General features: G+C 64.5%; 27 protein-coding genes. 11 read left to right on the top strand and 16 right to left on the bottom strand.

Annotated elements, in window-relative coordinates; genetic code table 11:
* Position 1 precedes the first annotated feature (1 nt).
* Entirely contained in the window at positions 2–613 is a 612-nt protein-coding gene (gene pdxT / locus ACT3UQ_RS01640; RefSeq protein WP_105569034.1) for a pyridoxal 5'-phosphate synthase glutaminase subunit PdxT, read from the bottom strand.
* Positions 614–824: 211 nt separating this feature from the next.
* Here pdxT and ACT3UQ_RS01635 point away from each other — a divergent pair, with 211 nt between their 5' ends.
* On the top strand, positions 825–1,655 hold the full coding sequence (locus tag ACT3UQ_RS01635; RefSeq protein ID WP_258133851.1) for an aldo/keto reductase: 831 nt from the start codon (positions 825–827) through the stop codon (positions 1,653–1,655).
* A 101-nt stretch (positions 1,656–1,756) separates the two neighbouring features.
* Here the strand turns inward: ACT3UQ_RS01635 and ACT3UQ_RS01630 are convergent, their stop codons facing one another.
* Positions 1,757–2,167 (bottom strand): hypothetical protein, encoded by a 411-nt coding sequence (locus tag ACT3UQ_RS01630; protein ID WP_444636399.1) that lies wholly within the window; start codon positions 2,165–2,167, stop codon positions 1,757–1,759.
* 140 nt (positions 2,168–2,307) lie between these two features.
* Positions 2,308–3,447, bottom strand: a complete 1,140-nt coding sequence (locus tag ACT3UQ_RS01625) for a CapA family protein (protein ID WP_096284846.1) — start codon at positions 3,445–3,447, stop codon at positions 2,308–2,310.
* Positions 3,448–3,519: 72 nt separating this feature from the next.
* On the opposite strand from ACT3UQ_RS01625, the gene ACT3UQ_RS01620 reads away from it, so the two are divergent.
* On the top strand, positions 3,520–5,532 hold the full coding sequence (locus ACT3UQ_RS01620; RefSeq protein ID WP_096284848.1) for a M3 family metallopeptidase: 2,013 nt from the start codon (positions 3,520–3,522) through the stop codon (positions 5,530–5,532).
* Entirely contained in the window at positions 5,532–6,296 is a 765-nt protein-coding gene (locus tag ACT3UQ_RS01615) for a GNAT family N-acetyltransferase (RefSeq protein ID WP_096284850.1), read from the top strand. Before ACT3UQ_RS01620 ends, ACT3UQ_RS01615 begins: the two co-directional genes overlap by 1 nt.
* A 74-nt stretch (positions 6,297–6,370) precedes the next feature.
* Here ACT3UQ_RS01615 and ACT3UQ_RS01610 read toward each other — a convergent pair whose 3' ends face one another.
* Positions 6,371–6,931 carry a dihydrofolate reductase family protein gene (locus tag ACT3UQ_RS01610; protein ID WP_096284852.1) on the bottom strand — a complete coding sequence of 187 codons (561 nt, stop codon included), beginning with the start codon at positions 6,929–6,931 and terminating at the stop codon, positions 6,371–6,373.
* Positions 6,932–7,311: 380 nt separating this feature from the next.
* On the opposite strand from ACT3UQ_RS01610, the gene ACT3UQ_RS01605 reads away from it, so the two are divergent.
* Entirely contained in the window at positions 7,312–7,506 is a 195-nt protein-coding gene (locus ACT3UQ_RS01605) for a hypothetical protein (protein WP_444636397.1), read from the top strand.
* A 235-nt stretch (positions 7,507–7,741) separates the two neighbouring features.
* On the opposite strand, the gene pdxS is transcribed toward ACT3UQ_RS01605, so the two are convergent.
* From pdxS to ACT3UQ_RS01575, 6 genes are all read right to left on the bottom strand, one after another.
* Positions 7,742–8,650, bottom strand: a complete 909-nt coding sequence (gene pdxS, locus ACT3UQ_RS01600) for a pyridoxal 5'-phosphate synthase lyase subunit PdxS (protein ID WP_096284856.1) — start codon at positions 8,648–8,650, stop codon at positions 7,742–7,744.
* A 165-nt stretch (positions 8,651–8,815) separates the two neighbouring features.
* The gene (locus tag ACT3UQ_RS01595) at positions 8,816–9,412 is read right to left on the bottom strand and encodes a hypothetical protein (protein WP_444636396.1); all 597 of its coding nucleotides are present in this window, start codon (positions 9,410–9,412) and stop codon (positions 8,816–8,818) included.
* On the bottom strand, positions 9,409–9,711 hold the full coding sequence (locus tag ACT3UQ_RS01590; RefSeq protein ID WP_444636395.1) for a hypothetical protein: 303 nt from the start codon (positions 9,709–9,711) through the stop codon (positions 9,409–9,411). The genes ACT3UQ_RS01595 and ACT3UQ_RS01590 overlap by 4 nt, the downstream gene beginning before the upstream one ends.
* A gap of 175 nt (positions 9,712–9,886) precedes the next feature.
* Positions 9,887–10,453 carry an HIT family protein gene (locus tag ACT3UQ_RS01585; RefSeq protein ID WP_181150480.1) on the bottom strand — a complete coding sequence of 189 codons (567 nt, stop codon included), beginning with the start codon at positions 10,451–10,453 and terminating at the stop codon, positions 9,887–9,889.
* 23 nt (positions 10,454–10,476) lie between these two features.
* Positions 10,477–12,492, bottom strand: coding sequence for a threonine--tRNA ligase (gene thrS / locus ACT3UQ_RS01580; RefSeq protein ID WP_105552185.1), 2,016 nt, complete (start codon positions 12,490–12,492; stop codon positions 10,477–10,479).
* A 120-nt stretch (positions 12,493–12,612) separates the two neighbouring features.
* Positions 12,613–13,248 carry a helix-turn-helix domain-containing protein gene (locus tag ACT3UQ_RS01575; RefSeq protein WP_444636394.1) on the bottom strand — a complete coding sequence of 212 codons (636 nt, stop codon included), beginning with the start codon at positions 13,246–13,248 and terminating at the stop codon, positions 12,613–12,615.
* A gap of 79 nt (positions 13,249–13,327) precedes the next feature.
* Here ACT3UQ_RS01575 and ACT3UQ_RS01570 point away from each other — a divergent pair, with 79 nt between their 5' ends.
* Both ACT3UQ_RS01570 and ACT3UQ_RS01565 read left to right on the top strand, forming a co-directional pair.
* Positions 13,328–14,824, top strand: a complete 1,497-nt coding sequence (locus tag ACT3UQ_RS01570) for an MFS transporter (RefSeq protein ID WP_444636393.1) — start codon at positions 13,328–13,330, stop codon at positions 14,822–14,824.
* A 56-nt stretch (positions 14,825–14,880) separates the two neighbouring features.
* Positions 14,881–15,321 carry a VOC family protein gene (locus tag ACT3UQ_RS01565; RefSeq protein ID WP_096284872.1) on the top strand — a complete coding sequence of 147 codons (441 nt, stop codon included), beginning with the start codon at positions 14,881–14,883 and terminating at the stop codon, positions 15,319–15,321.
* Between the two features lie 31 nt (positions 15,322–15,352).
* Here the strand turns inward: ACT3UQ_RS01565 and ACT3UQ_RS01560 are convergent, their stop codons facing one another.
* The 4 genes from ACT3UQ_RS01560 to ACT3UQ_RS01545 form a co-directional block, all read right to left on the bottom strand.
* Complete coding sequence (locus ACT3UQ_RS01560) at positions 15,353–15,961, bottom strand: GrpB family protein (RefSeq protein ID WP_444636392.1); 609 nt, start codon at positions 15,959–15,961, stop codon at positions 15,353–15,355.
* A 9-nt stretch (positions 15,962–15,970) separates the two neighbouring features.
* Complete coding sequence (locus ACT3UQ_RS01555; protein ID WP_444636391.1) at positions 15,971–19,426, bottom strand: DNA polymerase III subunit alpha; 3,456 nt, start codon at positions 19,424–19,426, stop codon at positions 15,971–15,973.
* A 71-nt stretch (positions 19,427–19,497) separates the two neighbouring features.
* Positions 19,498–19,812, bottom strand: coding sequence for a DUF6504 family protein (locus tag ACT3UQ_RS01550; protein ID WP_105552190.1), 315 nt, complete (start codon positions 19,810–19,812; stop codon positions 19,498–19,500).
* A 355-nt stretch (positions 19,813–20,167) separates the two neighbouring features.
* Positions 20,168–21,094 (bottom strand): AraC family transcriptional regulator, encoded by a 927-nt coding sequence (locus ACT3UQ_RS01545; protein ID WP_444636390.1) that lies wholly within the window; start codon positions 21,092–21,094, stop codon positions 20,168–20,170.
* 137 nt (positions 21,095–21,231) lie between these two features.
* On the opposite strand from ACT3UQ_RS01545, the gene ACT3UQ_RS01540 reads away from it, so the two are divergent.
* The 4 genes from ACT3UQ_RS01540 to ACT3UQ_RS01525 all read left to right on the top strand — a co-directional run bounded on the left by ACT3UQ_RS01540 (position 21,232) and on the right by ACT3UQ_RS01525 (position 24,184).
* Complete coding sequence (locus ACT3UQ_RS01540) at positions 21,232–21,675, top strand: DUF1772 domain-containing protein (RefSeq protein ID WP_105569019.1); 444 nt, start codon at positions 21,232–21,234, stop codon at positions 21,673–21,675.
* Between the two features lie 155 nt (positions 21,676–21,830).
* Positions 21,831–22,916 carry an S-(hydroxymethyl)mycothiol dehydrogenase gene (locus ACT3UQ_RS01535; protein ID WP_444636389.1) on the top strand — a complete coding sequence of 362 codons (1,086 nt, stop codon included), beginning with the start codon at positions 21,831–21,833 and terminating at the stop codon, positions 22,914–22,916.
* A complete protein-coding gene (locus tag ACT3UQ_RS01530) occupies positions 22,916–23,545 on the top strand; it encodes an MBL fold metallo-hydrolase (protein ID WP_444636388.1) in 630 nt (209 codons plus the stop codon). Before ACT3UQ_RS01535 ends, ACT3UQ_RS01530 begins: the two co-directional genes overlap by 1 nt.
* Before the next feature lie 102 nt (positions 23,546–23,647).
* The gene (locus ACT3UQ_RS01525; RefSeq protein ID WP_444636387.1) at positions 23,648–24,184 is read left to right on the top strand and encodes a hypothetical protein; all 537 of its coding nucleotides are present in this window, start codon (positions 23,648–23,650) and stop codon (positions 24,182–24,184) included.
* Here the strand turns inward: ACT3UQ_RS01525 and ACT3UQ_RS01520 are convergent.
* Complete coding sequence (locus ACT3UQ_RS01520) at positions 24,181–24,906, bottom strand: SOS response-associated peptidase (protein WP_444636386.1); 726 nt, start codon at positions 24,904–24,906, stop codon at positions 24,181–24,183. The two genes, ACT3UQ_RS01525 and ACT3UQ_RS01520, sit on opposite strands and share 4 nt — an antisense overlap.
* A gap of 148 nt (positions 24,907–25,054) precedes the next feature.
* On the opposite strand from ACT3UQ_RS01520, the gene ACT3UQ_RS01515 reads away from it, so the two are divergent.
* Positions 25,055–25,333, top strand: coding sequence for a glutaredoxin domain-containing protein (locus tag ACT3UQ_RS01515; RefSeq protein ID WP_096284893.1), 279 nt, complete (start codon positions 25,055–25,057; stop codon positions 25,331–25,333).
* 97 nt (positions 25,334–25,430) lie between these two features.
* Here ACT3UQ_RS01515 and ACT3UQ_RS01510 read toward each other — a convergent pair whose 3' ends face one another.
* Entirely contained in the window at positions 25,431–26,168 is a 738-nt protein-coding gene (locus tag ACT3UQ_RS01510) for a lipoate--protein ligase family protein (RefSeq protein ID WP_444636384.1), read from the bottom strand.
* Positions 26,169–26,279 lie beyond the last annotated feature (111 nt).

Here is a 26,279-nt window from a genome sequence, read left to right as displayed (position 1 = left end):
TTTAAGCGTCTCCTCGCGTGATATTAATGAAAAATTCGTGGATAGCGCGGCTACCGGTAACTTCCGGATGGAAGCTGGTTGCCAACAAATTCCCCTGGCGTACTGCAACGATTCTACCTTGTGCGCGGCTTTCAGGGGCCGGAACCGTACTGAGCACCTGCACGTCGGGCCCGACTTCGAGGGCTTCGGGTGCGCGGATGAACACCGCATCGAGGCTGTGCCCGGCGAATTCCAGCGGGTATTCGAAGGAGTCGACCTGCCGCCCGAAGGCGTTGCGGCGCACTAGCATGTCGATCCCGCCCAGGGTCTGCTGCTGCAACCCGATGCTTGAAACCGCCGGGTTGTCCAGCCGGTCCGCAAGCATGATCATGCCCGCGCAAGAGCCATAGGCGGGCATTCCGGCGGCCAGGCGCGCCTTGATCGGTTCGGCCAGCCCGTAGCTGCGCGTCAGCCGGTCGATCACCGAGGATTCACCGCCCGGGATGATCAGCGCATCGACCGCCGCCAGCTCCTGGACGGTACGCACCGCGCTGGCCTTGACCCCGAGCCCGGAAAGGGCGTTGAGATGTTCGCGGAAGTCGCCTTGGAGCGCGAGCACGCCGATAACCGTCATGAATCTACCTTCGAATATTGCTTGGCTGAAGTGGCGCCGGAAAATTAGCGACGGATCAACGGTAGTGCCTGGTGGCACGTGACGCGGCGCATGTTTCCCGGTGTGTCGTGGATACGTTGGCCGCCGGCGGGCAATGTTGATAGCTTGCTTTGAGGTTCGGCGCGAAATCCGCCGGCCGTTGACGCCACCCGATTCGCCAAGGAGCTACCCGTTGGATGCCCAGCACAAAACCCTCGAACTGCCAGGCGGAGTGGATATGCCCGCGCTGGCCCTAGGCACCTGGCCGATGCGCGGGAACGAAGCGCGCGACGCCGTCGCCAGCGCCCTGCACCTGGGCTACCGGCATGTAGACACCGCCGAAAACTACGAGAATGAAGAGGCGGTGGGCGCCGGGCTGCGCGCCAGCGGGCTGCCGCGCGACCAGGTGTTCTTGACCAGCAAATTCAACAAGCGCTGGCATTCGTTCTCCGGGGTGGGCCAGGCGTTCGAGAATTCCGCGCAGCGCCTGGGCGTGGACTACCTGGACCTGTTTCTGATCCACTGGCCGAACCCGGACCAGGGCACCTTCACCGACGCGCTGGCCGGGCTCATCGAATTGCGCGAACAGGGAAAGATCCGCGCGGCCGGCGTCTCGAACTTCAAGCCGGCGCATCTGCAGGCGGTACGCGAGGCCGGGCTGCTGCCGGCGGTGAACCAGATCATGATCGACCCCGAGCACCTGAACGCCGAGACGCTGGCGGCCAATGACGCGCACGGGGTGCGCACGGTGGCCTATACCCCGCTGGGCCGGATGGGTGCATTCCTGCAGGCCGAGGCGATTAGCGCCCCGGCGGCGCACTACGGGAAAACCCCGGCGCAGATCACCTTGCGCTGGCATGTGCAGTCCGGTCGCGGGGCCGCGCCGAAGTCGGCGGATCCGCGGCGGCAGGCGGAGAATCTGGACATCTTCGATTTCGAGCTGACGGATGCGCAAATGCGCGCGATTGATGCGCTGGATTCCGGGGACGGCCCGAAGATGGACTCGGACAGCTTCGGGCACTAGTCCCGCATCAAAAGGCGGTGGACTTCATTAAAAGACGGTCTTCGACTGCGGATTGCGACCCAGGGACTCCTGGATAAGCAGGGTTGGCCCATCGCCTTCAATCAGCGCAGTCCCAAGCCCAGGCGCCTGTACGCCTCGGCTCCGAAGCCGCTGGCCTGATGCGCTTTGAGCACGTTGAAGGCCTGCTCCTGGTTTCCGACGAGCCGGGCAACCAGCCGGATCGCTTCGGCCAAGTCAATGCTCCCGGGCTCCTGGGCTTCGGCGAGAACAGGGAACGGCTCCAGCATCGATGGCTGGCTGACCTGCCGCGGTGCTTCTCCTAGCGCGCGACTCTGGATGGAGCCCAACACCAGAATCAAGGCGGCTCGTGTTTGCCCGGCGACTTGGTTATAGGCAAGCGCGGCCTCGAATGCCATATCTTCCCGGTACTGCACGCTGAGCGTGAGAGAAGTCAGCAGATCTCGCAGTTCCGAGAGCTCTTCTTCCAATTTCGCAATGCGGTCTTCGGCCATGATTTGATCCTATAAGTTGAGGTCGTCAGAAACTTACGAGAGTATCCTCGGTCCGCCCTGGAGAACTGTTGTGATGACCTGGGCGGCTCCAAGGCCCACGGCCTTGGAGGCCACCGTAGATCTGGGCGCGGGGCAACTGGCTAATCGACTTCCCATGGCACCAGTCCGTCGTCGAAGGCATCAAAGGCGTTCACGGTTTGTGTGGTGCGCGCAAGCGAAGCCTTGGCGTCGGCGGCCGGCAGGCAGTCATCGGCGGTGGCGACCTGGCACCAGCGCACCGGGGACTCGCTCAACTGATGCGGGACCCAGGCCAGTTCGCTGAGCCCCCAGTCCTCCTTCGGGTCGCGGGTGAAGGTGGCCTTGATGCTGATCCCCTCGCGGTTCAGGATCGTGGGGGTGGCATGCTTGGCCACCGAGTTGCCCAGGCCGTAGACGATCCACGTCCCGGCGTGCTTCTCGATGGGCAGTACCGAATGGGTGTGGTGCATGTAGATGAAGTCGAAGGCGCCGGATTCGGCCAGGGCGCGCCCGAGCCGGCGTTGCGCCTCGGTGGGTTTGCTGCTGTATTCGGCGCCGTCGTGGATCGCGGCGACAACGATTTCGGCCCCATCTTTGGCCGCTTGCTTGGCCCGCTGGATGAGTTTGGCCGCGCCCACCCCGGTATCCACTTGCCAGTCGGCGTCCGCGCGCATCCCGTTCAGCGAATAGGTGCTGGCGATGATCCCGAACTTCACCCCATCCACCGTCATGATCGGCGGCTCCGCGGCCTCCTTGGCGGTGCGGTAGGAGCCGGTGGCGAACAGGTCCTGTTGCTCCAGGGTGTCCAGGGTGCGGTTGACCCCGGCGGTGCCCTTGTCCACGGTGTGGTTGGTGGCGGTGGTGCAGCCGTCATAGCCGAGCTTGGCCAGGTCCGTGACGATCTGCGCCGGGACGCTGAACATCGGGTAGCCGGAGTACGGCGCGGTGCCGATCGGCGTCTCCAGGTTGCACAAGGCTACGTCCGCGTCCTGCACATAGGGCTCCAGCCCGGCCAGCAGCGGAGCGAAATCATGGCCATCGCCCGTTTCCGCCTCGGCAAGCAGCTGCGGGTGCAGCAGCACATCCCCGGTGGCCATCAGCGAGAGCTCCTGCGGTTCGGGAGGAGGGCTGGGGGTGCTTGGGACGGGCGCTGGCTTGCTTTGCGGTGCGTTGGCCGTCGGCGTCGGCTCACCGGAGGTGTTCGCAGAACAGCTCGTGAGCAGGAGGAATGCGAGGAACACCGGGAGCGCGCGTTGCTTCATGGGCTCCAGCCTAGCGGCTGGGCGACCGTGTTAATGCAAGCTAAATCACGTGTCCTGTGGTTATCTGGCACTATGCCAAACCCGCTTCTGAACCCCAGCCAGCTGCCCTACCAGTGGCCAGATTTCGCGAATATCACTGCCGAAGATTACCTGCAGGCCGCCCATGCCGGTGCCGAGGAGCACCTTGGACAGATAGCGGCCATCGTGGCCGACTCTGCCCCGGCGAGCTTCGAGAACACCTTCCTCGCGCTGGAACGCAGCGGGCAGTTGCTGCGCCGCACGCTCATGGCCTATTTCAGCGTGCTTTCGGCGCACGGCACCGAAGAGCTGCGCGAGATCCAGTCCGAACTCAACGGCATCCTGACCGCACAGCGCGACGAGATCCAGCTGAACCCGGATCTCTATGCGCGGCTGCGCGGTGTAGACCTGGAAACACTGCAGGGCGAAGATGCCCGGCTGGCCGGAGAGACGCTCAAATCTTTCGAGCTTGCTGGCGCCCGATTGGACGCGCAAGCCAAGGAAGAGCTCAAGTCGCTGAATGCGCGGCTTTCCCAACTGTCCACCGAGTTCTCCAGCAAGGCGCTGGAAAACCAGAACGCCCACGCGGTCTACTTTGCCGATGCCCAAGAGCTTGAAGGCCTGGAACCGGCCCAGCTGGACTCCGCCCGCGCCGCGGCCGCAGCCGCCGGGCACGAGTCCGGATGCCTCTTGCCGCTGGTTTCCCCCACCGGGCAGCCGGTGCTGGCATCCTTGGCTCGGTCGGAGTCCCGGCGCAAGGTATTCGAAGCGTCGCTCAGCCGCGGTTTGAGCGAAAATTCAACGCTGCCACTGGCTGCGGAGATGGCCGCGCTGCGGGCAGATCGGGCGGCACTGCTTGGCTATGCCAACCATGCCGAAACCGTGCTGGCCGACGCGACGGCACCCTCCACGCAGGCGGTGGCCACGCGCCTGAAAGAGCTGACCCTGGCCGCGGTGCGGAACGCGGATGCAGAAGCGGAAACGCTGCGCGAATTGGCCGGCGGTCAGCTGAACGCCTGGGACTGGTCCTACTATTCCAATCAGGTGTTGCGCGAGCGCTATGCGGTGGATTCGGCGGCCCTGCGCCCCTACTTCGAGCTGGACTCGGTGCTGCACCAGGGCGTGTTCGCCACCGCCGGAAAACTCTATGGGCTCAGCTTCAGCGAACGCTTCGATTTGCCGACCTACCATCCGCAGGTGCGGGTGTGGGAGGTATTCGATGCCGACGGGAGCCCGCTGGGCCTGTACAGCGGAGACTTCTTGGCACGCGAAACGAAGAAGGGCGGGGCCTGGATGACCTCGATCCGCGACGCCGCCGCGGATCTTCACGAACGCCCTATCGTCACCAATACGCTCAATATCCCGGCCCCGGGGCCCGGGCAGCCGATCCTGCTGACCCTGGATGAGACCAATACGCTCTTCCACGAGTTCGGCCATGCCCTGCACGGTCTGCTTTCCGACGGGAAGTATGCGACGCTCTCGGGGACCTCGGTGCCGCGGGACTTCGTCGAATTCCCCTCGCAGGTCAACGAGATGTGGGTGCTGCATCCCGAGGTAGTCGGCGGCTATGCGCGGCACCATGAGAGCGGCGAGGCGCTGGCGGATGAGCTGATTGAGAAGATCCGCGCGGCCGAGCTGTGGGGCCAGGGGTTCGCGACCACCGAATACCTGGCGGCCAGCGTGCTCGATTGGGCCTGGCATACCTTGGAGCCCGGAACGCGCATCACCGACCCGGAAGAATTCGAGCGTGAGACATTAACCAACTTCGGGTTCACCCCAGAGTTGATCCCGCCGCGCTATCGGACCGCGTATTTCCAGCATATATTCGCCAACGGCTACTCGGCCGGGTACTACTCCTACATCTGGTCCGAAGTACTGGATGCCGACACTGTGCAGTGGTTCGAGGAAAACGGGGGCTTAATGCGCGAAAATGGAATGCGGTTCCGTGAGGAATTGCTCGCGCGTGGAAATACGCGCGATCCACTTGAGTCTTACGAAATGTTCCGCGGTCGCAGCGCACGGGTCGAACCGCTGTTGCGCCGTCGAGGATTGGTGAACGCAGAATAATGACGACAATTGCCTCCGCGCAGGAAGCTCTCAGCCATTGGCAGCAGGCCCTCGCGGTAGCCACCGGCGGCAAGATCTTTACCACCCACGGCTGTTCTTGGGCCTGGCAGCCGGTGCGCAAGCGCCTGGTGCTGCTCTTCCCCGAGCAGGCCGAGCCCGCGGGCCTGCGTCCGGCGCTGGCCGAGGGAATGCGGCTGGGTGCCCAACGGGTGGAGGCCTGGGTGAACTCCGGGTCCGATGCCAAGGGGCTGAAGGAAGCCGGATTCACCGACAGCGCGCAGATCGCCTGGCATGCCGGACGGCTGGCGATCCCGATGAATCGCTGGGAGGGAAAAATCCGTTTGGGCAACAACGTTCCCGAGGCCACCGGCCCGGATGCCGCCGAGCTGAAGGTGACGAATCTGTGGCGCGAGACCTCCACACAGCTCTCCAGCGGCCACCCGGCGCTGCGCCGCGTGGAGCACGCGGTGGCGCGCACCGAGGAGGGGGATATCGTCGGACGCGGATTCGTGCAGCAGGGTCTGGGCGGGCAGCTGATGGTGCATTCCCTGGCGGTGGGCACCGGCTATCGGCGCCAGGGCGTGGGGACCGCGCTCTTGCACGGGCTGTCGCGTTCGCTGATCAACCCGCTGGATCCGCCCGATGAGGAAAAAACCCAGGAGCTGCTGGCCGCGTGCACCCCGGGCAGTGCCGAATTCTTCAGCTCCAATGGGCTGCGTCTGCTCGGCCGCGGAAGGCATATGATTCTGCGTTCCTGGAACTAGATTGCGGCTTGCGGCTGTGGCGGGACACCGGTTTTCACCGGGTCCCGCCACAGCCGTTTAACTCCTGCTTTGCCCTAGGCCAGGGTTTTGACCCGGTAGACCAGCCGGGCAAAGGGGCCAGCCTGGCGCGCCTCGGCCAGCTCCAGCCGCTCGCTGCCGATGCTGCGCGGCAGCAGGGCCGCTCCCCCGGCCACCGTCGCCGGAGCAATGGTCAGCGCGAGTCGATCGAGCGCATCGATATCGAGGAACTGGCCGAGCAGTTCCCCTCCGCCGAGCACCCAGATATCAGCTTCGCCCGCCGCGCGGCGGAGCTCCGGCAGCTGCTCGGAGGCCGAGCCGCTGACTAGTTTCACGTTCGCCCCCTCGGGGATCGGCAGCTGCCGATGGGTGAAGACGTAGGTGGGCTTGTCCCCGTAGAGCTTTTGCCACTTGGCCGGTTCGGCCAGCAGATTTTCGTGTTCCAGCACCCATAGGTAGGTGTTGGCGCCCTCCACGTGCACGCCCACGTTCTGCGGCAGCAGTCCCGGATCGGGTTCGCCGGCACCGGGCACGTCGAAGAGCCATTGCAGGCTGTGGTTCTCATCGGCCAAGAAGCCATTCAGGGTGACGGCCGCGTCGAAAATGATCTGTGTCATGGGCTCAGTCTGCCATTTTTCGGAGCTACTGCAAGCTCGGCACCGGCGCCTGAACGGAACTCTTCGCGAAGGCCGAAAACCCTCGGCGGTTGCCGGCTGTCGACTGGCAAGAACTGATCGTCGTTCGCATTGGCAACGGCGCATTCGCCTCCAGAAGAGGCAGGTGCTCAAGCTCATTGCGCTAGACTTCTAGTCATCATGATCAGCCCGTTGCCGCAAGGCGCGGGCTGATTTTCTTTGTTGGCAGGCCCACGGCGGTGTACGCGAAGCCGTGGCTGCCGTCGAGGAACAGATTGATCGACTCATTGGGCACTACGGGAAGCCGCAGAACGCACCGGGCCAGCGCAACGTCGGGTTAGTCCTCGCGCTCGACCACTCGCGTGACGAAAATGCCTTGGCGGTTGAACTATGGGCTCAAGGGCGAGCTCGGCATGAGCTCCCGCGGGGAGACGTCGCACGAGCGGTGGCAACATAAGCGGACAGCGAAGGGCGCGTCCCGCATCTGGTTCTATGTCCACGAGCGCACGGTCTTCCTGGAACAGGTTGACACGAGCCACCCGAATGAAACGAAGTAGCCCCTTTTTTTCGAATGAATTACGTGGACTCGCCACTGTGCGGGCGGGTCGTGCCAAGCTGTGCCCGCCTCCAGTGCAGATTCATATTGCGTCTCGTACTCGTCGGAAGTTCACCATCTGCCAACCGCAATTATCCGTTGATCGACGCATCTCCCTGCAGCGACGGGCTTAACGAACCGGGGCCACGCCACCAATTACAGGCAGCGTGACCCCGGAGAGTGTCGGTTGGCAGCTATTACCAGCCGCGCTCGGAGAGGCGGTGCGGCTCTGGCAGCTCGTTGACGTTGATGCCGACCATCGCTTCGCCCAGACCGCGGGAGATCTTGGCCAGTTCATCCGGGTTGTCGTAGAAGGTGGTGGCCTTCACGACGGCAGCGGCGCGCTGCTCCGGGTTGCCCGACTTGAAGATGCCCGAGCCGACGAATACGCCATCGGCGCCCAGCTGCATCATCATCGCAGCGTCGGCCGGGGTGGCGATGCCACCGGCGGTGAACAGCACCACGGGAAGCTTGCCGGTGTGCGCGATTTCCTTGACCAGTTCGTACGGGGCCTGCAGTTCCTTGGCCGCCACGTAGAGCTCGTCCTCGGGCAGGGCCGCCAGCTTGGCGATCTCGGCGCGGATCTTGCGCATGTGCCCGGTGGCGTTCGAGACATCGCCGGTGCCTGCTTCGCCCTTGGAGCGGATCATGGCCGCGCCCTCGTTGATGCGGCGCAGGGCTTCGCCCAAGTTGGTGGCGCCGCAGACGAACGGCACGGTGAATGGCCACTTGTCGATGTGGTGCTCGAAGTCCGCCGGGGAAAGCACCTCGGACTCGTCGATGTAGTCCACGCCGAGGGACTGCAGGATCTGCGCCTCGACGAAGTGGCCGATGCGGGCCTTGGCCATCACCGGAATGGAGACCTCGGCGATGATCGAGTCGATCATGTCCGGGTCGCTCATCCGCGAGACGCCGCCCTGGGCGCGGATGTCGGCAGGAACGCGTTCAAGTGCCATCACTGCCACCGCACCGGCATCTTCGGCGATGCGTGCTTGTTCTGGAGTGACAACGTCCATGATGACGCCGCCCTTAAGCATTTCGGCCATGCCGCGCTTGACGCGCTGGGAGCCGACGACGGTATCGCGACGCTGATCTGCTGATGACATTTTCGGGAAATTCCTTTCGAACACGTGATTGCACAATGGTGCTATGCCAGTAATCGTAGGAGCGCTTTGCTTTATTACCTCCCGTGTTGCGTCACAAATGACTACAGGTAGATTAATCCCCTAGTTATCGGTTAGTGCGTAACATTGAGATTTCACGTCAAATCACTAGTCAACACGTTTTTTGAATGGGATTTCAGGCTCGGCCTCCAGGGCGTCCGCAACCCGGTATTTTTCCGGCTGTCCGCTCCCTTCCGGATTTGCCTGCTCCAGGCGCGCCACCTCAGCGGAGATATGTCGCAGCAGCGGCGCATCGTTGCCAATATCCGCTGCCACCGAACGCAGTTGCCCTGCGTAGGCCAGAAGGCGCGAGGTGTAGCGCTTGGTGAAAGAGGGATCCGGATCGCTGGCGCGGCGATGGGTCGATTCGAAGTTTTCGGCCAGCTCCTCGACTGCTGGCTCCACCGAGTCCAGTACCTGCAGCAATGTGCGATCCGCCGCATGCGGGATCGCGCACAGACCCAGCTGGTAGAAGTGCTCGGTTCGCAGCGCGGCCGCTAGGCGCTCCATCGGGCTGAGTGTTTCCAGCCAGCCGAGCAGGAACTTGTCGCAGGCCTCGTCGTAGTCAAAATGCAGCTCCTCGAGCAACTCGACCAGGGTGCCGATCGAATACCGCGCGGCGCCTTGGACCGCGAAACGGATTTCATGCTCTGTCCCGCCGATGATCCAGGCACGGAGCTCCTCAAGGGTTCCGGTCGATGTCATGGCGCGCAACCGGGCGGGAAGTCGCCGCGATGCTTGGCGGATCCGGCGTTCTCGCTCCAGGACAGGGCCGCGCAATCGCCGAAGCCGGAGTGCGCGGCATGCACCGCTTCCCACTTCCGGGCCTTGGACTCACCGGTAGAAATCTTCGGCACCGGCAGCTTGGCCGCGAGGTTCGCCAGCTCGTGCTTGGCCGTTTTTGGCCCGCAGGACGCCTCCAGCGTTTCGCGTGGCTCTGCGGCACTTGGCAGCGCCCTGGGCGGGGGCAAGGGCATAAGACCGTGGCCTGCGCTAGGGTTCATGGATTGCCTCCGGCACTGCGGGTGGATCTTGAGCGGACAGCATCAGTCTAGCTACGTGGCTTCGGATTTGATCCTTCAAGTCACCAGATCAGGCGGGGCAGAAAGGCATTAAAAGCCGCGGGGCGGCAAGAACGATTCAGCATTCTTGCCGCCCCGGCTCAAGCAGTGGCGATTCCTAGGCTGGGCTTTCGCTATCCCAGGCGCCGGCAATGGCTTCGCGGACCTCGGAGAGGGTCTGCGGGATGGCCTTGGTCTGCGCGATGATCGGGAAGAAATTTCCATCCCCGCTCCAGCGCGGCACGATGTGCTGGTGCAGGTGCGCGGCGATCCCGGCGCCGCCGGCCTCGCCCTGGTTCATGCCCAGGTTGAAACCGGCAGGGTTGGAGACCTGGCGCAGCACGCGCATCGATTGCTGGGCCAGGGCCGCCATCTCCGCGGTCTCCTCCAGCGTGATGTCCGTATAGTTCGGCACGTGGCGGTAGGGGCAGACCAGCAGGTGGCCCGGGTTGTACGGGAACAGGTTCAGGATCACGTAGCAGGTTTTCCCGCGGTGCACGATCAGCGCTTCTTCATCTGTGCGCTTCGGACCGGCGCAGAACGGGCAGCTGGCCTCGTCCTTGACCTGGTCCTGCCCGCCCTTGATGTAGGCCATGCGGTAGGGAGTCCACAGGCGCTGGAACGAATCCGGCACGCCGGCGAGTTCAAAATCGTCGGTGACGGACCGATCTGCGTGGTGTTGCATACCCATGGACTCCCTTGCCCGTACTAGTTGCTGTTGTCGCGGCTCTTGATGGCCTCGACGATGCGGGCTACCGCGTCATCGACCGGAACCTGATTCTCCTGGCTGCCATCGCGGAAGCGGAAGGAGACCGCATTCGCGTCGGCATCCTCGCCGCCGGCGATGAGCACAAACGGGATCTTGTCCTTGGAAGCGTTGCGGATCTTCTTCGGGAAGCGATCCGAGGAGTCATCCAGCTCCACGCGCACGCCCTGGGCCTTCAGCTTGGCCACCACTTCGGCCAGGTAGTCGTTGAAGGCCTCGGCCACCGGAATGGCGCGAACCTGCACCGGGGAGAGCCAGGCCGGGAAGGCGCCGGCGTAGTGCTCGGTGAGCACACCCAGGAAGCGTTCGATGGAACCGAACTTCGCCGCGTGGATCATCACCGGCTCTTGGCGGGAGCCGTCGGCCGCCTGGTACTCCAGGCCGAAGCGGGCCGGCTGGTTGAAGTCGTACTGCACGGTGCCCATCTGCCAGGTGCGGCCGATGGCGTCCTTGGCCTGGACCGAGATCTTCGGGCCGTAGAAGGCCGCGCCGCCCGGATCGGCAACGAGCTCGACGCCGGATTCGGTGGCCACGCGCTCGAGCACCTCGGTGGCTTCCTCCCACTGCTCTGCGGTGCCGATGAACTTATCGGATTCCGGATCCCGGGTGGATAGCTCCAGGTAGAAGTCGTCCATGCCGAAGTCGCGCAGCAGCGAGAGCATGAAGTTCAGCAGGTGCTCAACCTCGGCCGGTGCCTGCTCCTTGGTGACGTAGGAGTGGCTGTCGTCCTGGGAGAAGCCGCGCACACGGGTGAGGCCGTGGACCACGCCGGACTTCTCGTAGCGGTAGACGTGGCCGAATTCGAAGAGGCGCAGCGGCAGTTCGCGGTAGGAGCGGCCACGGCCGCGGAAGATCAGGTTGTGCATCGGGCAGTTCATTGCCTTCAGCCGGTATTCCTGGCCCTGCTTGGTGATGTTACCGTCCTCGTCGCGCTCCTCATCGATATGCAGCGCCGGGAACATGGTGTCCGCGTAGTACGGCAGGTGGCCCGAGGTGTGGAAGAGCCCGTCCTTGGAGATGTGCGGGGTGCCCACGTACTGGAAGCCCTCTTCGACGTGGCGATCGCGCACGTAGTCTTCCATCTCGCGCTTGATGATGCCGCCCTTGGGGTGGAACACCGGCAGGCCCGAGCCCAGCTCGTCCGGGAAGGAGAACAGGTCGAGTTCCGCGCCGAGCTTGCGGTGGTCGCGGCGTTCGGCCTCGGCCAGACGCTCCTGGTAGGCCTTGAGGTCTTCCTTGGTCGGCCAGGCGGTGCCGTAGATGCGCTGCAGCTGCTTGTTCTTCTCGCTGCCCAGCCAGTAGGCAGCGGCCGAACGGGTCAGCGCGAAGGCATTCTTGATCAGCTTGGTGTTCGGCAGGTGCGGGCCGCGGCACAGGTCCTTCCAGACGGTCTCTCCGGACTTGCGGTCGACATTGTCATAGATGGTGGTTTCGCCGGCGCCGACCTCAACATTGACGCCCTCGCCGGAGGTGTCATCGGAGTCCGCCTTGGCCAGCAGCTCGCACTTGTAGGGCTCGTCGACCATTTCGGCCTTGGCCTCATCGGGGGTGACCTCGCGGCGCGCGAAGAGCTGGTTCTGGTTGATGATCTTCTGCATCATCTTTTCCAGCTGCTTCAAATCTTCCGGGGTGAACGGCTCTTCGACATCGAAGTCGAAGTAGAAGCCGTCGGTGATGTAGGGGCCGATGCCGAGCTTGGAGTCCGGACGCAGCTGCTGCACGGCCTGGGCCATGACGTGAGCGGTCGAGTGGCGCAGCACCTCCAACCCTTCCGGATCGCTGATGGTGACACGGGTGACGGTGGTGCCTGCTTCAAGCTCGCGGGCCAGGTCGCGCAATACGCCGTCGACGTGCATGACAACCACGTCTTTATCCTTGGCGTAGAACTGCAAACCGGTTGTTCCCGCGTCCACCTGGACCTGCTCGCCATCGATGGTGAGAGTGCGCTGCTCGCTCATGAGATCGGGTTCTGCCTTTCAATCTGTGATGGCTTCATAGCTTGTGGCATACCTTGGCCACAGCCAGCCATCATCCAGTTTAGTTCAGGTCGCCGACATAGCGTGCTTTCACTACAGGTTTTACGGCGTTTGATCCTCGCCATATGACTCATTCAACAAGGACTCCTCGGTGAACAGGCTCATGACATGCCACACCTGGCGTGATTCCACCGGCTGGGCGCTGGCGATCTTGCCGCTCTTCAAGTCCTCGCGGAAGGCCGGGACCACCTCTTCCATCCGGCGGATGAGCGCTTGCATTTCATCCTGGGTAAGCATGAGGTTGCTCGTTTGCATCTGCGCCTTGACCGGCCCGGGCTGCTGCCCCCGATAGTGCTGTTCGGCATGGCGCAAGGCAGCCTGGAGGCGCCGCTGCTCATCGTGGATGACCTGCCCCAGATATGCATCCATGGCGGTTCCGGTTTGATCTTCCGGCCGCTCCCCTACCTCGCCGGTGGTGTACCCGCGGGCCGCGGGCTTCCACACGCGATCGCGCTTGTCGCGAGCCAGCTCGGGGACTTCGACGATCATCTCGGCTTTGGCCAGCTCGCGCAGGTGGAAGCTGACCTTATTTGCCGGAATCCCCAGGGTGAGCGCCAGATCTGCCGCACGAGCAGTTTCCATGGCAGAAAGCGTGTCGAGAATCTGCCGCCGCAGGGGGTTGGCGATGGCTTTGAGCATGGGCGTAGTGAATGTGACCGGCGGCTCGTTGTGGCTCATGAGCACAGCATAGCAATTCCCCAATTTAAATTGCGCAAGTTCTATTGCGCAATATTATTTGCGGACTTATGGTTGATTCATGACGCTCACCCCAGCTCCGGATCTACCCGCCGTTGCGCCCGAGGCCACTCGGCTTCCCCGGCTTTCCTCCCAACCTGCCTACCGGCGCTGGTGGGCCGCGGACACCTCGGCCCTGCTGGCCGGCGGCATCTACCAATTCGCCCTCCCCCTGCTGCTGCTCGCGGCCACCGGCTCCCCCGCCCAAGCCGGAGCGCTGGCGGCGCTGGGGCTGCTCGCCCGCACGAGCCTGACCATGGCCGGCGGAGCGATGGCGGACCGGGCCGAGCGGACGCGGATGATCGTGCTCGGCGGATTGACCGGCGCGGCGCTCTCCGGGGCGTTGGCGGTGGCGGCCTGGACCGGAACCCTCGGAGCATTGCTCCTCTGCGTGGCTCATGTGCTGATGGAGCTGCGCTCGGGATACTTCTCGAGCGCCAGCAACGCCGCGTTGAAGGATGCGGTGCACCCCGGGCAATTGGGCCGTGCGATGGCGGCAAACCAGGGCCGCGATGCGACGCTGACCCTGGCCTCGGCGCCGCTGGCCGGGATGCTCCTGAGCTTCGGCGCGGGCCTCACCTTGCTTCTGGTCAGCGTCCTGCAGCTCATCTCGGCGGTGGCCGGGCGGATGCTCGCCGCCCCGCTGCGCAGCGCCCGCAGCATGCCCGGCGCCTCGAAGCAACCCGCCGAGCGCATCGCCGGCGGAGTGCTGCCGGGGATGCGCTGGTGCTTCGCCCGGCCCCAGCTGCGGACCCTGCTCTTATTGATAGTCGTGGTCAACCTGGGCACCAACGGCATTGCCACCACGCTGATTTATGGTTTGCAGCAGCGCGGCGAGGCGCCGTGGGTGATTGGACTGGTCTCCACGTGCATGGGCGTGGGCATGCTGCTCGGCTCGTTGCTGGCTACCGGGCTGATCGACCGTTTCCGCACCGGCCCATTGACCTGCCTCTGCCTCACAACCCTGGGGCTGGGCAGCCTGCTCATGGGGTTCGGCTCCAGCCTGTGGTGGATGGGAGCGATGCTGGCGCTGTCCTTCCTCAGCGTGCCGGCGCTGAATGCCGGAGCCGGAGGGTACTTCATGGCGGTGATCCCGGCAGAGATGGCCGGTCGGGCCAGCGCGCTGGTGACCTTCATGGCGCTCTCGGCCCTGCCGCTGGCGCCATTGTGCGCCGGTATCGGCATCCAGTGGCTGGGCATGGGACCCACGCTGATCTTCTTCGGCACGCTGGTGATGCTCGCCGCACTGGGCGCGTGGTGCTCCCCGCTGATTCGCGGCATCCCCGGCACCGGGCAGTGGAATGAAGTCCAGCTGGCAACGACGGCGGATAAGCGGCAGCGCAGCGCCGAGGCGCCGGTGGACGCCAACGCCGGCGACGGGTCCCGCGGCACCGGTGCGGCGCGCGGCGGCAAACGACTGGCCCGCGCGCACCATGGACGTTTCCCCGATCCCTACGGCCAGCAGCCGCACACCACCCATCGCCCGCTGCCGCCGACCGAGCAGTGGAACTACCTGTAGGCGCCAGGGGTGCAGAACCTCTACCGTTTGGATCCTTCTGGACCTAGGCTTGAGCCATGAACAAGTCGGCCCCACCGACCATCAGCGCAATCACCCTCGGCGTGCGCGATGTCGGTGCTTCAACAAGGTTCTATACCGAGGGACTGGGGTTCGAGCTGGTCCAGCCAGCCCACCCGGAGATCGCGTTCGTCCGCGCCGGGCACGGACTGATGCTCGCGCTGTGGGATGTCTCGCAGATGCCCAGCGAATACGGCAACATCGGCCACGGCGAGAAGGCTCCCCCGGTATCCCTGGGCCACAATGTGCGCTCCGATACCGAGGTCGAACATCACTACCGGCGAGCGCTGGATGCCGGGGCTAGCTCGGTGTCCGAGCCGACGGTGCAGCCGTGGGGCGGGATGAGTGCCTGCGTGGCCGATCCGGACGGGTTCCGTTGGGATTTTGTGCATAATCCGTCGTTCGTCATTGGTGCAGACGGGCATGTGACTTCGGTATAGCGGCTGCGGTTTGCTTGCTGGCCCGTTTTCTTCAGTGCGAGCGCCGCGTATGGATGAACTGCGCCTTGCCGGCGAGGTAGCCGATGCGGTCCCCGGGGTTCTGCAACGCCACGCTCCGCTTGAGCGCGCCATAGGCGTCGCGTTCGGTTGCGTGCGTTCGCAGATAGTTCCGGAAGGCCAGGTAGCCGGTCCATTCGGGTGATCCGTGCTCGATGACGTGTGCGTTGACCAGCCGGATTCCCGGTTCGATTTCGAATCCATACATCAAATCCGGACGGCTGGCGTCCTTTTCGCCGAGGCAGAGAAAGCCCAGGCCCAGCAACCACGGATGGATGCGGTCTAGATTTGCCTCCGCCGCGAACCCGATGGCGAGGTCGAGGATCGGCTTGGCGGCGAGCCCGGGAACGGCGGTCGAGCCGATATGCTCGATGGCCCCGATACCTGCGGGCCGGGTCGCGTTCAAGACGTTCGCCACGCCGGTGAAGGCCTCGGCCCAGCGCGGCGACGGCGCAGCCAGGGCAACGACTCCGCGGCGCAGCCCGAGGTCCGCCGCGCTCAGGCTTGCCACCAGGGCCGGATCCAGCGGCTTGGGAATTTCCGTTCGCAGGCGCCGCGGCCGGTTGTCTGGACTGGTGCTCATGCAATGATCCTAAGCCCCGCGCTGGTCCAGCCCCTCGGCGTCCATCCGCTTGGCCAGTTCGCCCACGCTCTGCCCTTCCGCGGCGCCTTGGCCGAGCTTGGGCCGGTAGCTGGGTTTCGGGCGGGCCGCCGATTCCAGGTACCCGGCGCCCGGCAGCGTCTCCGGAGCGTGCAGGTCCCAGGCGTTCAGCGCCTGCAGGGAGATGCCGCGCGGGCCGGTGCGCCGGGTGATGCCGTGGATCAGCAGCATGCGCGTGGAGAAAAGCAGCGGTCCGGTGCGCTGCTGGGTGTCATCGAAGAAGGTGGCATCCACGCAGCCTGACCCGTCGTCGATCGAGATGAAGACCACCCGCTTGCCTCCGCGCATCGGCGGGGTCTGCGTCGCGATGCGCACCCCGGCCACCAGCACCTCGGCGCCGTTGCGCAGGTGCAGCAGTTCCACCGCCTGGGTGATCGGCAGGTGGGCCAGGCGTGTGCGGTAAGAGGTGATCAGGTGCTCGCTCACGTCCAGGTGCAGCAGGTCCAGTTCGGTGCGCACTACCTCTTCGGTGCTCAGCTGGGCGCCGGTGGCCTTGATGTGCTCAATGGCGCCCAGCGGCAGGGCGAGCTGTCCGGGGCCGGGCCGGTATTTGGCCGGGATGCTGGCGTGCGCCATGGATTGGGTGTGGGCGATGGTGTCCGCCCTGCTGGTGCCGGCAAGGAGCGAATCGAAGACGCCGAGCGCCGCAAGGTTCTGGTAGCTGCGCCGGGACAGGCCGGCGCGTTGGCGGACGTCCGCGAGGCTGTCATAGGGTTGCCCGGCGACCAGCCGGGTGACCTCGCGTTCGCTCAGCTGGTGGATGTCGCGGAAGGCCAGGCGGATGCCGTATTGGCCGGGGCGGATGGTTCCGGCGGCGCGCGGGACGATCGGGGTGCCGCGCACGGCATGTTCGAAGACGCGTTCGACTCGGTAATGGCCGGTGGAGAGGTTGACGTCCAGCGGGAGGATGGGAATGTTCATCCGGCGCGCCTCGGAGACCAGCAGGCGTTTGGGGTACATGCCCGGGTCGTGCTCCCAGATGCCGGCGAGGAACGCCTCGGGATGGTGCGCCTTCAGCCAGGCCGAATGGTAGGTGGGTACGGCGAAGGCCGCCCCATGGGCCTTGCAGAAGCCGAAGGAGCCGAAGCCTGCGAGCACCTTCCAGACCTTGTCGATGATCTCCGGCGCGTAGCCCTTTCGCGCAGCGTTGGTGCGGAAGAATTTTTCGACCGCGGGTTCCTGGGCCGGGTTGCCCAGATGCCGCCGGTAGACATCTGCCATCCCCAGGGTGCAGCCGGTCATCACATGGAGCATGCGCAGCACCTGTTCGTGGAAGACGGTGACCCCATGGGTTTCGGCGAGCGCGGGCTTCAAATCCGGGTGCAGGAACTGCTCGGGAGCAAAACCGTGGCGGTGCTCCAGGTAGGGCTTGACCATATTCGATTGCATGGGTCCGGGGCGGAAGAGCGAGATGTCGATGATGAGGTCGTTGAATTCGGTGGGGGCGAGCTTGCCGATCAGTTCGCGTTGGCCCGGGGATTCGATTTGGAAGCAGCCCAGGGTGTGGGTGGAGCGGATCAGCTCGTAGGTGATCGGGTCATCCAGCGGAACGCGGGCGAAGTCGATCTGCCCGTCCGCTTCGATGTACTCCGGCTGCCGGTGTCCCCCGGCGCGGGCGACCGACTGCCGGGAGGGATGCAGGCGCTTGATCTCCGCTAGCGTGTAGGCGATGGCCGATTGCATGCGCACCCCGAGCACGTCGAGCTTGATCAGCCCCATCAGGTCCATATCGTGCTTGTCGTACTGGCTCATGGGCAGCCCCATCCCGGAGGGTTGCACCGGGGTGCGGTCCAGCAGGCTCGCGTCGGAGAGGATCACCCCGCAGGGGTGCATGGAGATATGCCGCGGCAGCCGGTCCAGGCGTTCGGTCGCGTCGATGAGGATGTCCAGCTGCCCGTCGGAGGTGATGCGCTTGGCCAAGGGGGCGAGTTCCGGCTTTTCCTCCAGCGCCTCGCGGAAGGAGGAGGCGGAGAAGCGCCAGAGCTGCTTGGCGATCTCGTCGACCTGTTCCTGCTCCAGGCCGAGGGCGGCTCCGGCGTCGCGGACGGCGCCGCGTGCCCGGTAGGCGTTTTGCATGCTCATCAGGCTTACGCGCTCCTCCCCATAGGTGTCGAAGATCTTGTGATAGATCTCGTGGCGGCGCGCGGATTCCACGTCGATGTCGATATCCGGCAAGGTGGTGCGGGTATCGGAGAGGAAGCGTTCGAAGACCAGGTCGTGCTGCAGCGGGTTGACCTGGCTGATCCCCAGCAGGTAGTTGACCAGGGAGGAGGCTCCGGAGCCGCGGGCGGCCACCCGCACGCCCATGCCGGTGATCAGGTTGACGGTTTCGGCGACGGTGAGGAAGTAGCCGGCGAAGTCCAGCCTTTCGATCACCCCCAGCTCCAGAGCCAGCTGCTTTTCGATCTCGCTGCGCTTGGTGTTCGGCAGCAGACGCGGTGCGGCGGCGAAAACTCGTTCGGTCAGTTCCTGCTGGGCCGGACGGTGCAAGCCGATGATTTTCGCTTCGGGGATCACCGGCTGCTTCCAGCCAAGATCCGTATGCGCATCCAGCGCCGCCCAGTCGGAGAGCTGCTCGGTATTGCGCAGGAGCCTATAGGCCCAGGCGCGTTCGGTCACCCGGGAGAGATCTTGGGCCAGCTGGTGCATCTGGGCCGGGGTTTTCAGCCATCCCTGCCCGGTGGGCTGCAGCTCTTCCAAGGCGCTGAGCCTGCCCAGCACCCGGGCCGAGTCGAGGATGTCGGCGGTGACCGCCCCATCGGCATCGGCATAGCGCACCGCGTTGCTGAGCACCGGGGCGACGCCGAGCTCCGCGGCGAAGCGCAGCAGCTTGCTGGCGAAGCCCAGGCTGTAGCGCTTGCCGGGAGCGGAGAGGTGGGTGGTGATTTCTGCGCGCAACTGCCCGCCGGCCAGCTTCTTCCAGTGGGCCATCAGCGCCCGGGCCTGGGAGTACTTGCCGCGCTCGATGGCCCGCGACACGTCGGATTCGGCACCGAGCAGCAGCACCAGTTGCCCGCCGGCCAGCCGCTGCGCCAGGTCGGCTTGGCTCAGCCCGATGATTCCGCGCGGGTTCTGGTGCGCCGCGGAGACCGCGCGGCACAGCGCGGCGTATCCGCGTCCTTGGGTGTTTCCGCGGGCGAGCAGGATGATGCGTCCGGCGGGTTTTCCCTGGCCGTCAAGTACCGCGAGGTTCACTCCGAGGATCGGGCGCAGCCCCTCGGCGAGGCAGGCTCCGACATGCTTGACCGCGCCGAAGAGCCCGTCTCGGTCGGTGAGCGCCAGCGCCTCGGCTCCCTGCGCGCGGGCGGCGGCCGCCAGCTGGGGCGGGCTGGAGACGCCATAGTGCGCGCTATAGGAGGAGGTGACGTTCAGGTGGGTGAAGCTCATGGGCGGATCCTTCGAAACAGCGTAGGAATACCATTAGAACAAAGTTTCGAAAGATGTGCATTTATGCCCGGTCAGGCGCTGATTGGCAACTCCTGATTCACCCTGATCAGCCGCCAGCGCGTGGATTGCGGGTCGAAGCTGACGTCGATGCTCCGCGTGGGGCCGCGGCCCGCCGCTCGGGTGATCTCCAGCCGCCAGATCTCGTAATCCGCTAGTCCGGCGCCGATTCCGCGGGGTATGCGCAGGTTTTCGTCCCACCATTTGCGGCGTTCGAACCACCGTTGCGGCTCGGCGACCAGCCGATATTCGCACCCCTGCCAGGAAACCCGCAACGGCACCCCGCTTGGGGCGCAGGAAACCTGGATCGACTCGGTAAAAATGCCCACGTGCAACTCCTTCAACCCTACTGACTCAATCTTATTCGAATACGTGTTCTAACAACAGTTACGCTAGTCAGCTCGACGGACAGTTTAGCGCCGGGGAAGTATCACAGCCCCGTCCATGCCTAGGGCTCTGGCGCTACGCGGGTCCGCGCCCTGAAGCACGCAAATCCAGGGCAAGGAAAGCTCTGAGACGAAGTTGGCTACCGGGCCGAAACCATTTGCGGCCGCTGGCCTATTACCTAAAATGAGAGCCGGCCGACCGGGATGGAACTCCACGTTCGTTGGCCCGTGGTTCACGCCGCCAAGTGGCGTACCTTGACGTTGCACAGCGTGAGGAACGGTTGAGCCGGCGGAGGGTTCAACCGTTCCTTCGGAGCATCCGAATTTCAGAGGGACTTGCCGAATAGACTCGACGAATGGCAGCGCTCAGGGCAAAAGCGGAGGAATAGCCGACCTCACCGGCTATCTGCCCCAATGAAGAATTGGTGTTCTGCAGGGCATCCCAAGCCAGCGCCAAACGCAACCGGGTGAGGTATCCAACCGGTGGCATTCCCATGGCTTCATGAAACGCCGCGGAAAAGGCCGAACGGGACATGGCAGCGATCCTGGCGAGCAGTGCCACACTCCAGGGCTCCGCCGGAGCGGACCACATTGCCCCCACCGCGGCTGCAATCCCCGGTTTTGCACCTGGGACCATGCCGGCCCCCGGCATTTGCTGCAGCACTTGGAGCGCGAGGATATCCAAAAGCCGATCCAAGACCAACGACTGCACAGGTCCTTGCCGCTCGGCTTCAAGGTGCAGCAGCTCAGCCCAATTCCAGAGCGCTGCATCATCTATCAGGCATAGCGCTCGCCCCTCGCAGATCAGGTCGGTAATCGCACTGGTTGTGGTGAAGGTGCAGACCAGCAATTGGTCCGCCCCGTCGCGGGCGTTACCCCACGAGCGGACGCCGTGGCGCAGCGTCTCAGTGACCGGCTGCGCCGCAGGGCCGAGGCATTGCTGGCCTGGTCCAATGAGGTATGTTTCAACGGCGGCGGCACGCGGCTGCGTGCTGTCCGCAAGCACCCGATAAGGCGCCGTCCCGTGAATGACCACTAGGTTTCCCGGTTCAGCTTGGATCGTTGCTTCGCCTCGCTGCACCGCGCAAGATCCGGTACGCACCGCCAGGATTGTCAACGCGCAGCGATCTTGGACTTCGACTTGCCAGTTCCCTGCCATGCTCATGCGCAGGATGAAGCCGTCACGGGCACGCGGCCCCGCAGGAAAGGCATGTTGAGCGGTCACTCCCTCAGATTGGACGATGACGCATGTTTTGTCGAGTTTCAAACATTCTGCATCTGCGATCCGTGCGCTTGAATGAGTACCATGCACAGGAAAACGGCTCCCTTCTCAGCTCTCACACCCCGGCCAGGGGCGGTGGCATGATCCCCGAATGGCTAGCGGCCACATTGCTCATAACAACTATTACCAGCTCCGGGATTGTTGCAGGTTTTTATGCTGCCTTCGCACTGACGGTCCTCCCGGCCTTGGCCTCGGTCCAGGATTCGGCAGCCGGAGACTTCATGATCTCGGTGAACCAGCACGCCGAACGGCCCGCGTTTCTCAGCTTATTTTTCCTTAGCCTCGTCGGCAGTCTCGGCTACACTGCATACGCCTTAGCGCAAGGCCTCCTGGTCCCTGCACTGGGCTCGGCACTGGTGCTGTCCGGCGCCCTGCTCACCATCTTCCTCAGTGTTCCCTTGAACCGTGCCCTGCAGCGCGCAACGCTACCGTGGGCGCGCTATCGGCCCCGCTGGCACCGGGTTAATGTGCTGCGTGCAGCAGGCTCCGCGGCCGGATCACTTCTGCTCCTCATTACGGCCTGATCCGCCGCATGGCCATGGCCGAGCGCAGCGCGGTCGGTGCCCCCGACTACGCCGCGCGCGAAACTTCTCACGTCACTGTGTCCCGAATACTCGATTAGCTTGGAGCACACCGATAGCATCAAGACACACGAACAATTAAACTCAGGAGCAAATCCATGCCGCATAAGGTCAAAGCCGTTATTTCCCGCGCCAAAGACGCCCCGGTAGAGGTCGTCGATATCATCGTTCCGGACCCGGGACCCGGAGAGGTCATCGTCGATGTACTGACCGCCGGCGTCTGCCACACCGATCTGCACTACAAGCTCGGCGGCATCGGCAACGACTACCCGTACCTGCTGGGCCACGAGTCCACCGCGGTAGTCAGCCAGATCGGTGAGAACGTCACCAATGTGGTCGTAGGCGACCGGGTAATCCTGAACTGGCGTGCGGTCTGCGGCCAGTGCCGCGCCTGCGCCAAGGGGCAGGCGCAGTACTGCTTCAATACCGCGAACGCCACCCAGAAGATGACTTTGGAGGACGGCACCGAGCTTTCCCCAGCGCTGGGCATCGGATCCTTCGCCCAGAAGACCCTGGTAGCCGCCGGGCAGTGCACCAAGGTGGACGAGGACGCAGACGCCGCCGCCGTGGGCCTGCTCGGCTGCGGCGTGATGGCCGGCATCGGTGCGGCCATGAACACCGGTGAGGTCAAGCGCGGCGAGTCCGTAGCGGTCATCGGCTGCGGCGGCGTGGGCGTGGCAGCGATCGCCGGCGCCAAGCTGGCCGGAGCGACCACCATCATCGCCGTGGACCTGAACCCGACGAAGCTGGAGACCGCCACGCAGCTCGGCGCCACCCACACCGTCGATTCCTCGAAGGCCGATCCGATCGAAGCGATCAAGGAACTGACCGGCGGCTTCGGCGCCGACGTGGTCATCGACGCGGTGGGCCGCCCGGAAACCTACAAGCAGGCCTTCTACGCCCGCGACCTTGCCGGCCGCGTGGTGCTGGTCGGGGTGCCGACCCCGGAGATGAAGCTGGAACTGCCGCTGCTGGACGTCTTCGGCCACGGCGGCTCGCTGAAGTCCTCCTGGTACGGCGACTGCCTGCCTTCGCGCGACTTCCCGATGCTCGTTGAGCAGTACAAGCAGGGCCGGTTGGATCTGGATGCCTTCGTCACCGAGCGCATCAAGCTGGACGAGATCGAGGCGGCCTTCGACAAGATGCACGAGGGCACCGTGCTGCGTTCGGTGGTGGAGCTTTAATGAGTGCGCAGATCGAGAACGTCGTCACCTCGGGCACCTTCTCCCTGGACGGCGGCACCTGGGAGGTCGATAACAACGTCTGGATCATCGGCAATGAGTCCGAGGTCATGGTGATCGACCCGGCGCATGACGTGGAGAAGATCCTCGAGCAGGTTGGCGACCGCGAGGTGATGGCCGTCTTGCTCACCCACGGGCACGACGACCACATCCGCGCCGCGGTCGAATTCTCCGATGCGGTCGAGGCGCCTCTGTACCTGAACCCGGCCGATACGATGCTCTGGGAGAACGTTTATCCCGAGCGCAAGGTCGATGCCGAAATCCAGGAGGGCGATACCTTCACCATCGGTGAAACGACGCTGACCGCGCTGCATACCCCGGGCCACTCCCCGGGTTCCACCTGCTTCTACGCCGAGGACCTGGGTGTGCTGTTCAGCGGCGACACGCTGTTCCACGGCGGTCCGGGGGCTACCGGGCGCAGCTACTCCAGCTTCGAGACGATTATCGACTCGATCCGCACCAAGCTGTTCGTCTTGCCCGAGCAGACCGTGGTGCACACCGGCCACGGAGATGCCACCACCATCGGCGCCGAGGCGCCGAATCTTGAAGAATGGATCGCGCGCGGGCACTAAACCGCGCAGCCTTCCTTGACTGCCGGCCAGCTTCCAAGCTGGCCGGCAGTTTTTAACTCCAGAGACAAGCGGTAATTGGCCGGACGTGGAAAGATGGTTCCCATGCCAGAACCTACAGCTCCAACACCGCGCAAGATCCCCGCGCTATCCTTCGGCCTCGGAATTCTCCTGCTGCTCGCGGGCAGCGCACTGCTCTGGTGGGACGGCCAGCAGATGGTGACGATCTATTCCGGGTCCTATGTGTCGTTGCGCGAGGATACGTTTTACTTCGGACCCAGCGCCACCATGCTGCTGGGACAGCTTCTGCTTGGCCTCGGGCTCGCCGGTTGCGGGGTGGGCTGCGGCTTTCTGCTCTCCCGGGGCACCCGGCTCGGCCGGATGGCACCCTGGATCCCGCTCGGCCTCGGTGTGCTGCTGCTGCTCGCCGGCGGTGGCCTGCTGTGGTGGGATAGCGTCCAGGTGAAAACCTTTGGCTGGTTCGCCTACGCTCCGCTGAGCACCGCTGAGCTCCATGGGCAGATCTCGGCGAGCGCCGCAGCGATTTTCGGAAAGTTCGCCTTGGGGTTCGGCTTCGCGATGCTGGGTGCCGGTGCCGGGCTGTCGCTCGGTCGGCGTGCCGCGCGGCGGGGCCAGGGCTAGAACAGCGACTTGTGCTCTTCGATCAGCTCTGCCGAATCGTTGCGCACGTTGCCTACCGCGGGGTCCACTTCGTACAGGCTCCAGGTGGAGGCCACATCGTAGGCCTGAGCGCGGACCTCTTCGATCAGCCCCTCGCCGTCGGCTTCGCTCGGGTTCAGCCAGCGGGAAAGCATCTCCGGGTCCAGCGGGATCGGCAGCCGGTCATGCAGCCCGGCAAGCTCGCCGAGCACCCCGGGTTCCTCGGCGGAGGGTGAATCCATGGTGAGGATCGAGGTGGAGAGGATCCAGTCACCGTTTTCGTCCTTCCACCATTCGTAGAGTCCGGCGAAGAACATCAGCTTCCCATCCGCGCGGTGCACAAAGAATGGCCGCTTCTTGCTGCCTTCCTTCTTCCACTCGTAGTACCCCTGCATCGGGACGGCTGCGCGACGCTTTTTGACCGCCGCCCGGAAGGTCGGTTTGCTGGCCGCGGTCTCGCTGCGGGCGTTGAAGGCGCGCACCCCCACCGAGAGTTCCTTGGCCCAGCCGGGAACGAGTCCCCACCGGGCCACGTGGACCTGGCGGTGCAGGGCATCGTCGATCAGCCGCTCGAGCACGATCGGCACATCCGTGGTGGGGGCGACGTTCCATGAGTGGCGCAGCTGGAGGTTGTCATCCGCCTCGGCTTCGGCCTCCGCGACGAGGTCGCCGATCGCCTTGGCCATGACGTAGCGTCCGCACATGATTTTCGCCTCTCTTCGAACCTATCCGGTGGGCACCAGTGTAGTCCGCGCCCGGCACTTCGGTGCGGACAACTAGTGCGCCATAGAATTCTTCTGGCCCGCGGGCGAAATGTGGAACAAATCGATAGCTCACGTGGTTGCATGAGGTATGAGCAACGAATTAAATCTTGAGAAGTATGTTCCTGCTGCGGGCGGGGTCACCATGTTCACCACCAGCTGGTGCGGCTACTGCCGCAACCTCAAGCGGCTGATGGATCAGAAGGGCGTGGCGTACACGGAGGTAAATATCGAAGATGTCGAAGGCACCGCCGAGATCGTGGAGTCCTTCAACGGCGGCAATCAGACCGTGCCGACCCTGATCTTCCCCGATGGCACTGCGGCCACCAACCCGCGCATCGAAGAAGTCGTCGAGCGCGTCGGCGCCTAAGGCCCTGGGGTAGACCGCACTGAACATTCGAAGCCCGGCGCTTTTCCCTCTTGGGAAAAAGCGCCGGGCTTCACTTGTTGCTCCGCTCCCTTGGCGGCTAGGCCTCCAGCAATTCGGTGTGCTCCCGGTAGACGGCGAGCAATGCCTCGATAAAGCTTTCGACGGTGACCGAGGAGACCAGATCGTCGCCGGCGCCCACGGTGGAGGGCTCCATGGGGATTTCCATCGCCCGGTACACGGTGTCGAGCACCGTACGCAGCGGGGCGGAATCCTCGATGACAAAGACGCTGCTGAACAGCCAGGCCCCGGAGATCACCCGTTGCGCGGTACCGATAAGTTTTACCGGGACCTCGCTGCGTGACCCAGCGGAGGGGAGCCCGTGGACCGAGTAGTCCCCGGGGCAGTATTCGCCGGGGATCGGCCCCACGTGCGCGTCAATCTTGAGCCGGCGGAAGGCTCGGGCGTAGAGGTCGGCAAAAACCTTAAAGCGTTGCTGCTGTCCGATAATCGCTTCGGCATGCGGTTCGATATGATCCACGATCAACGTGCCGCGGTGATAGGCCGCTGCCCGTCCCCCGGCCTTGCGCACCAAGGGGGCAAAGCCGCGCGCCTCGGCCGCCTCGGCCGCACGCTGAAACCCGGGCAGGCGGACGTCGCGTTGGCCAAAGGCCAGCGTTGGATCCGGCCGATAGAAACGCAGCAGCGGGCCGCGCGTACCGGCCTGCACCTCGCGTAGCAGCTGAACCCCGCGTTCCAAGTCAGCTTCGGGATCCCCGCTGGCTTCCTCAAACTGGTAGGACAGCGGCGCGCTCGATTCGGGATTCCAAAGGGTCATGTTCAGAGTCTAATTCAGTCCGCTTCGTACGCCGGTTCACCATGCCTCAAAAGATCCCTCGGGGGCTGTGATGAGAGGCTCAGAATTCGGGTTCCGCGAGGTTCTGCGTGA

Origin of the sequence: Glutamicibacter sp. AOP12-B1-11 (genome assembly GCF_052379245.1) — a bacterium.
Taxonomy (GTDB): Bacteria; Actinomycetota; Actinomycetes; order Actinomycetales; family Micrococcaceae; genus Glutamicibacter.
This window is presented reverse-complemented; position numbering and strand designations above follow the sequence as displayed.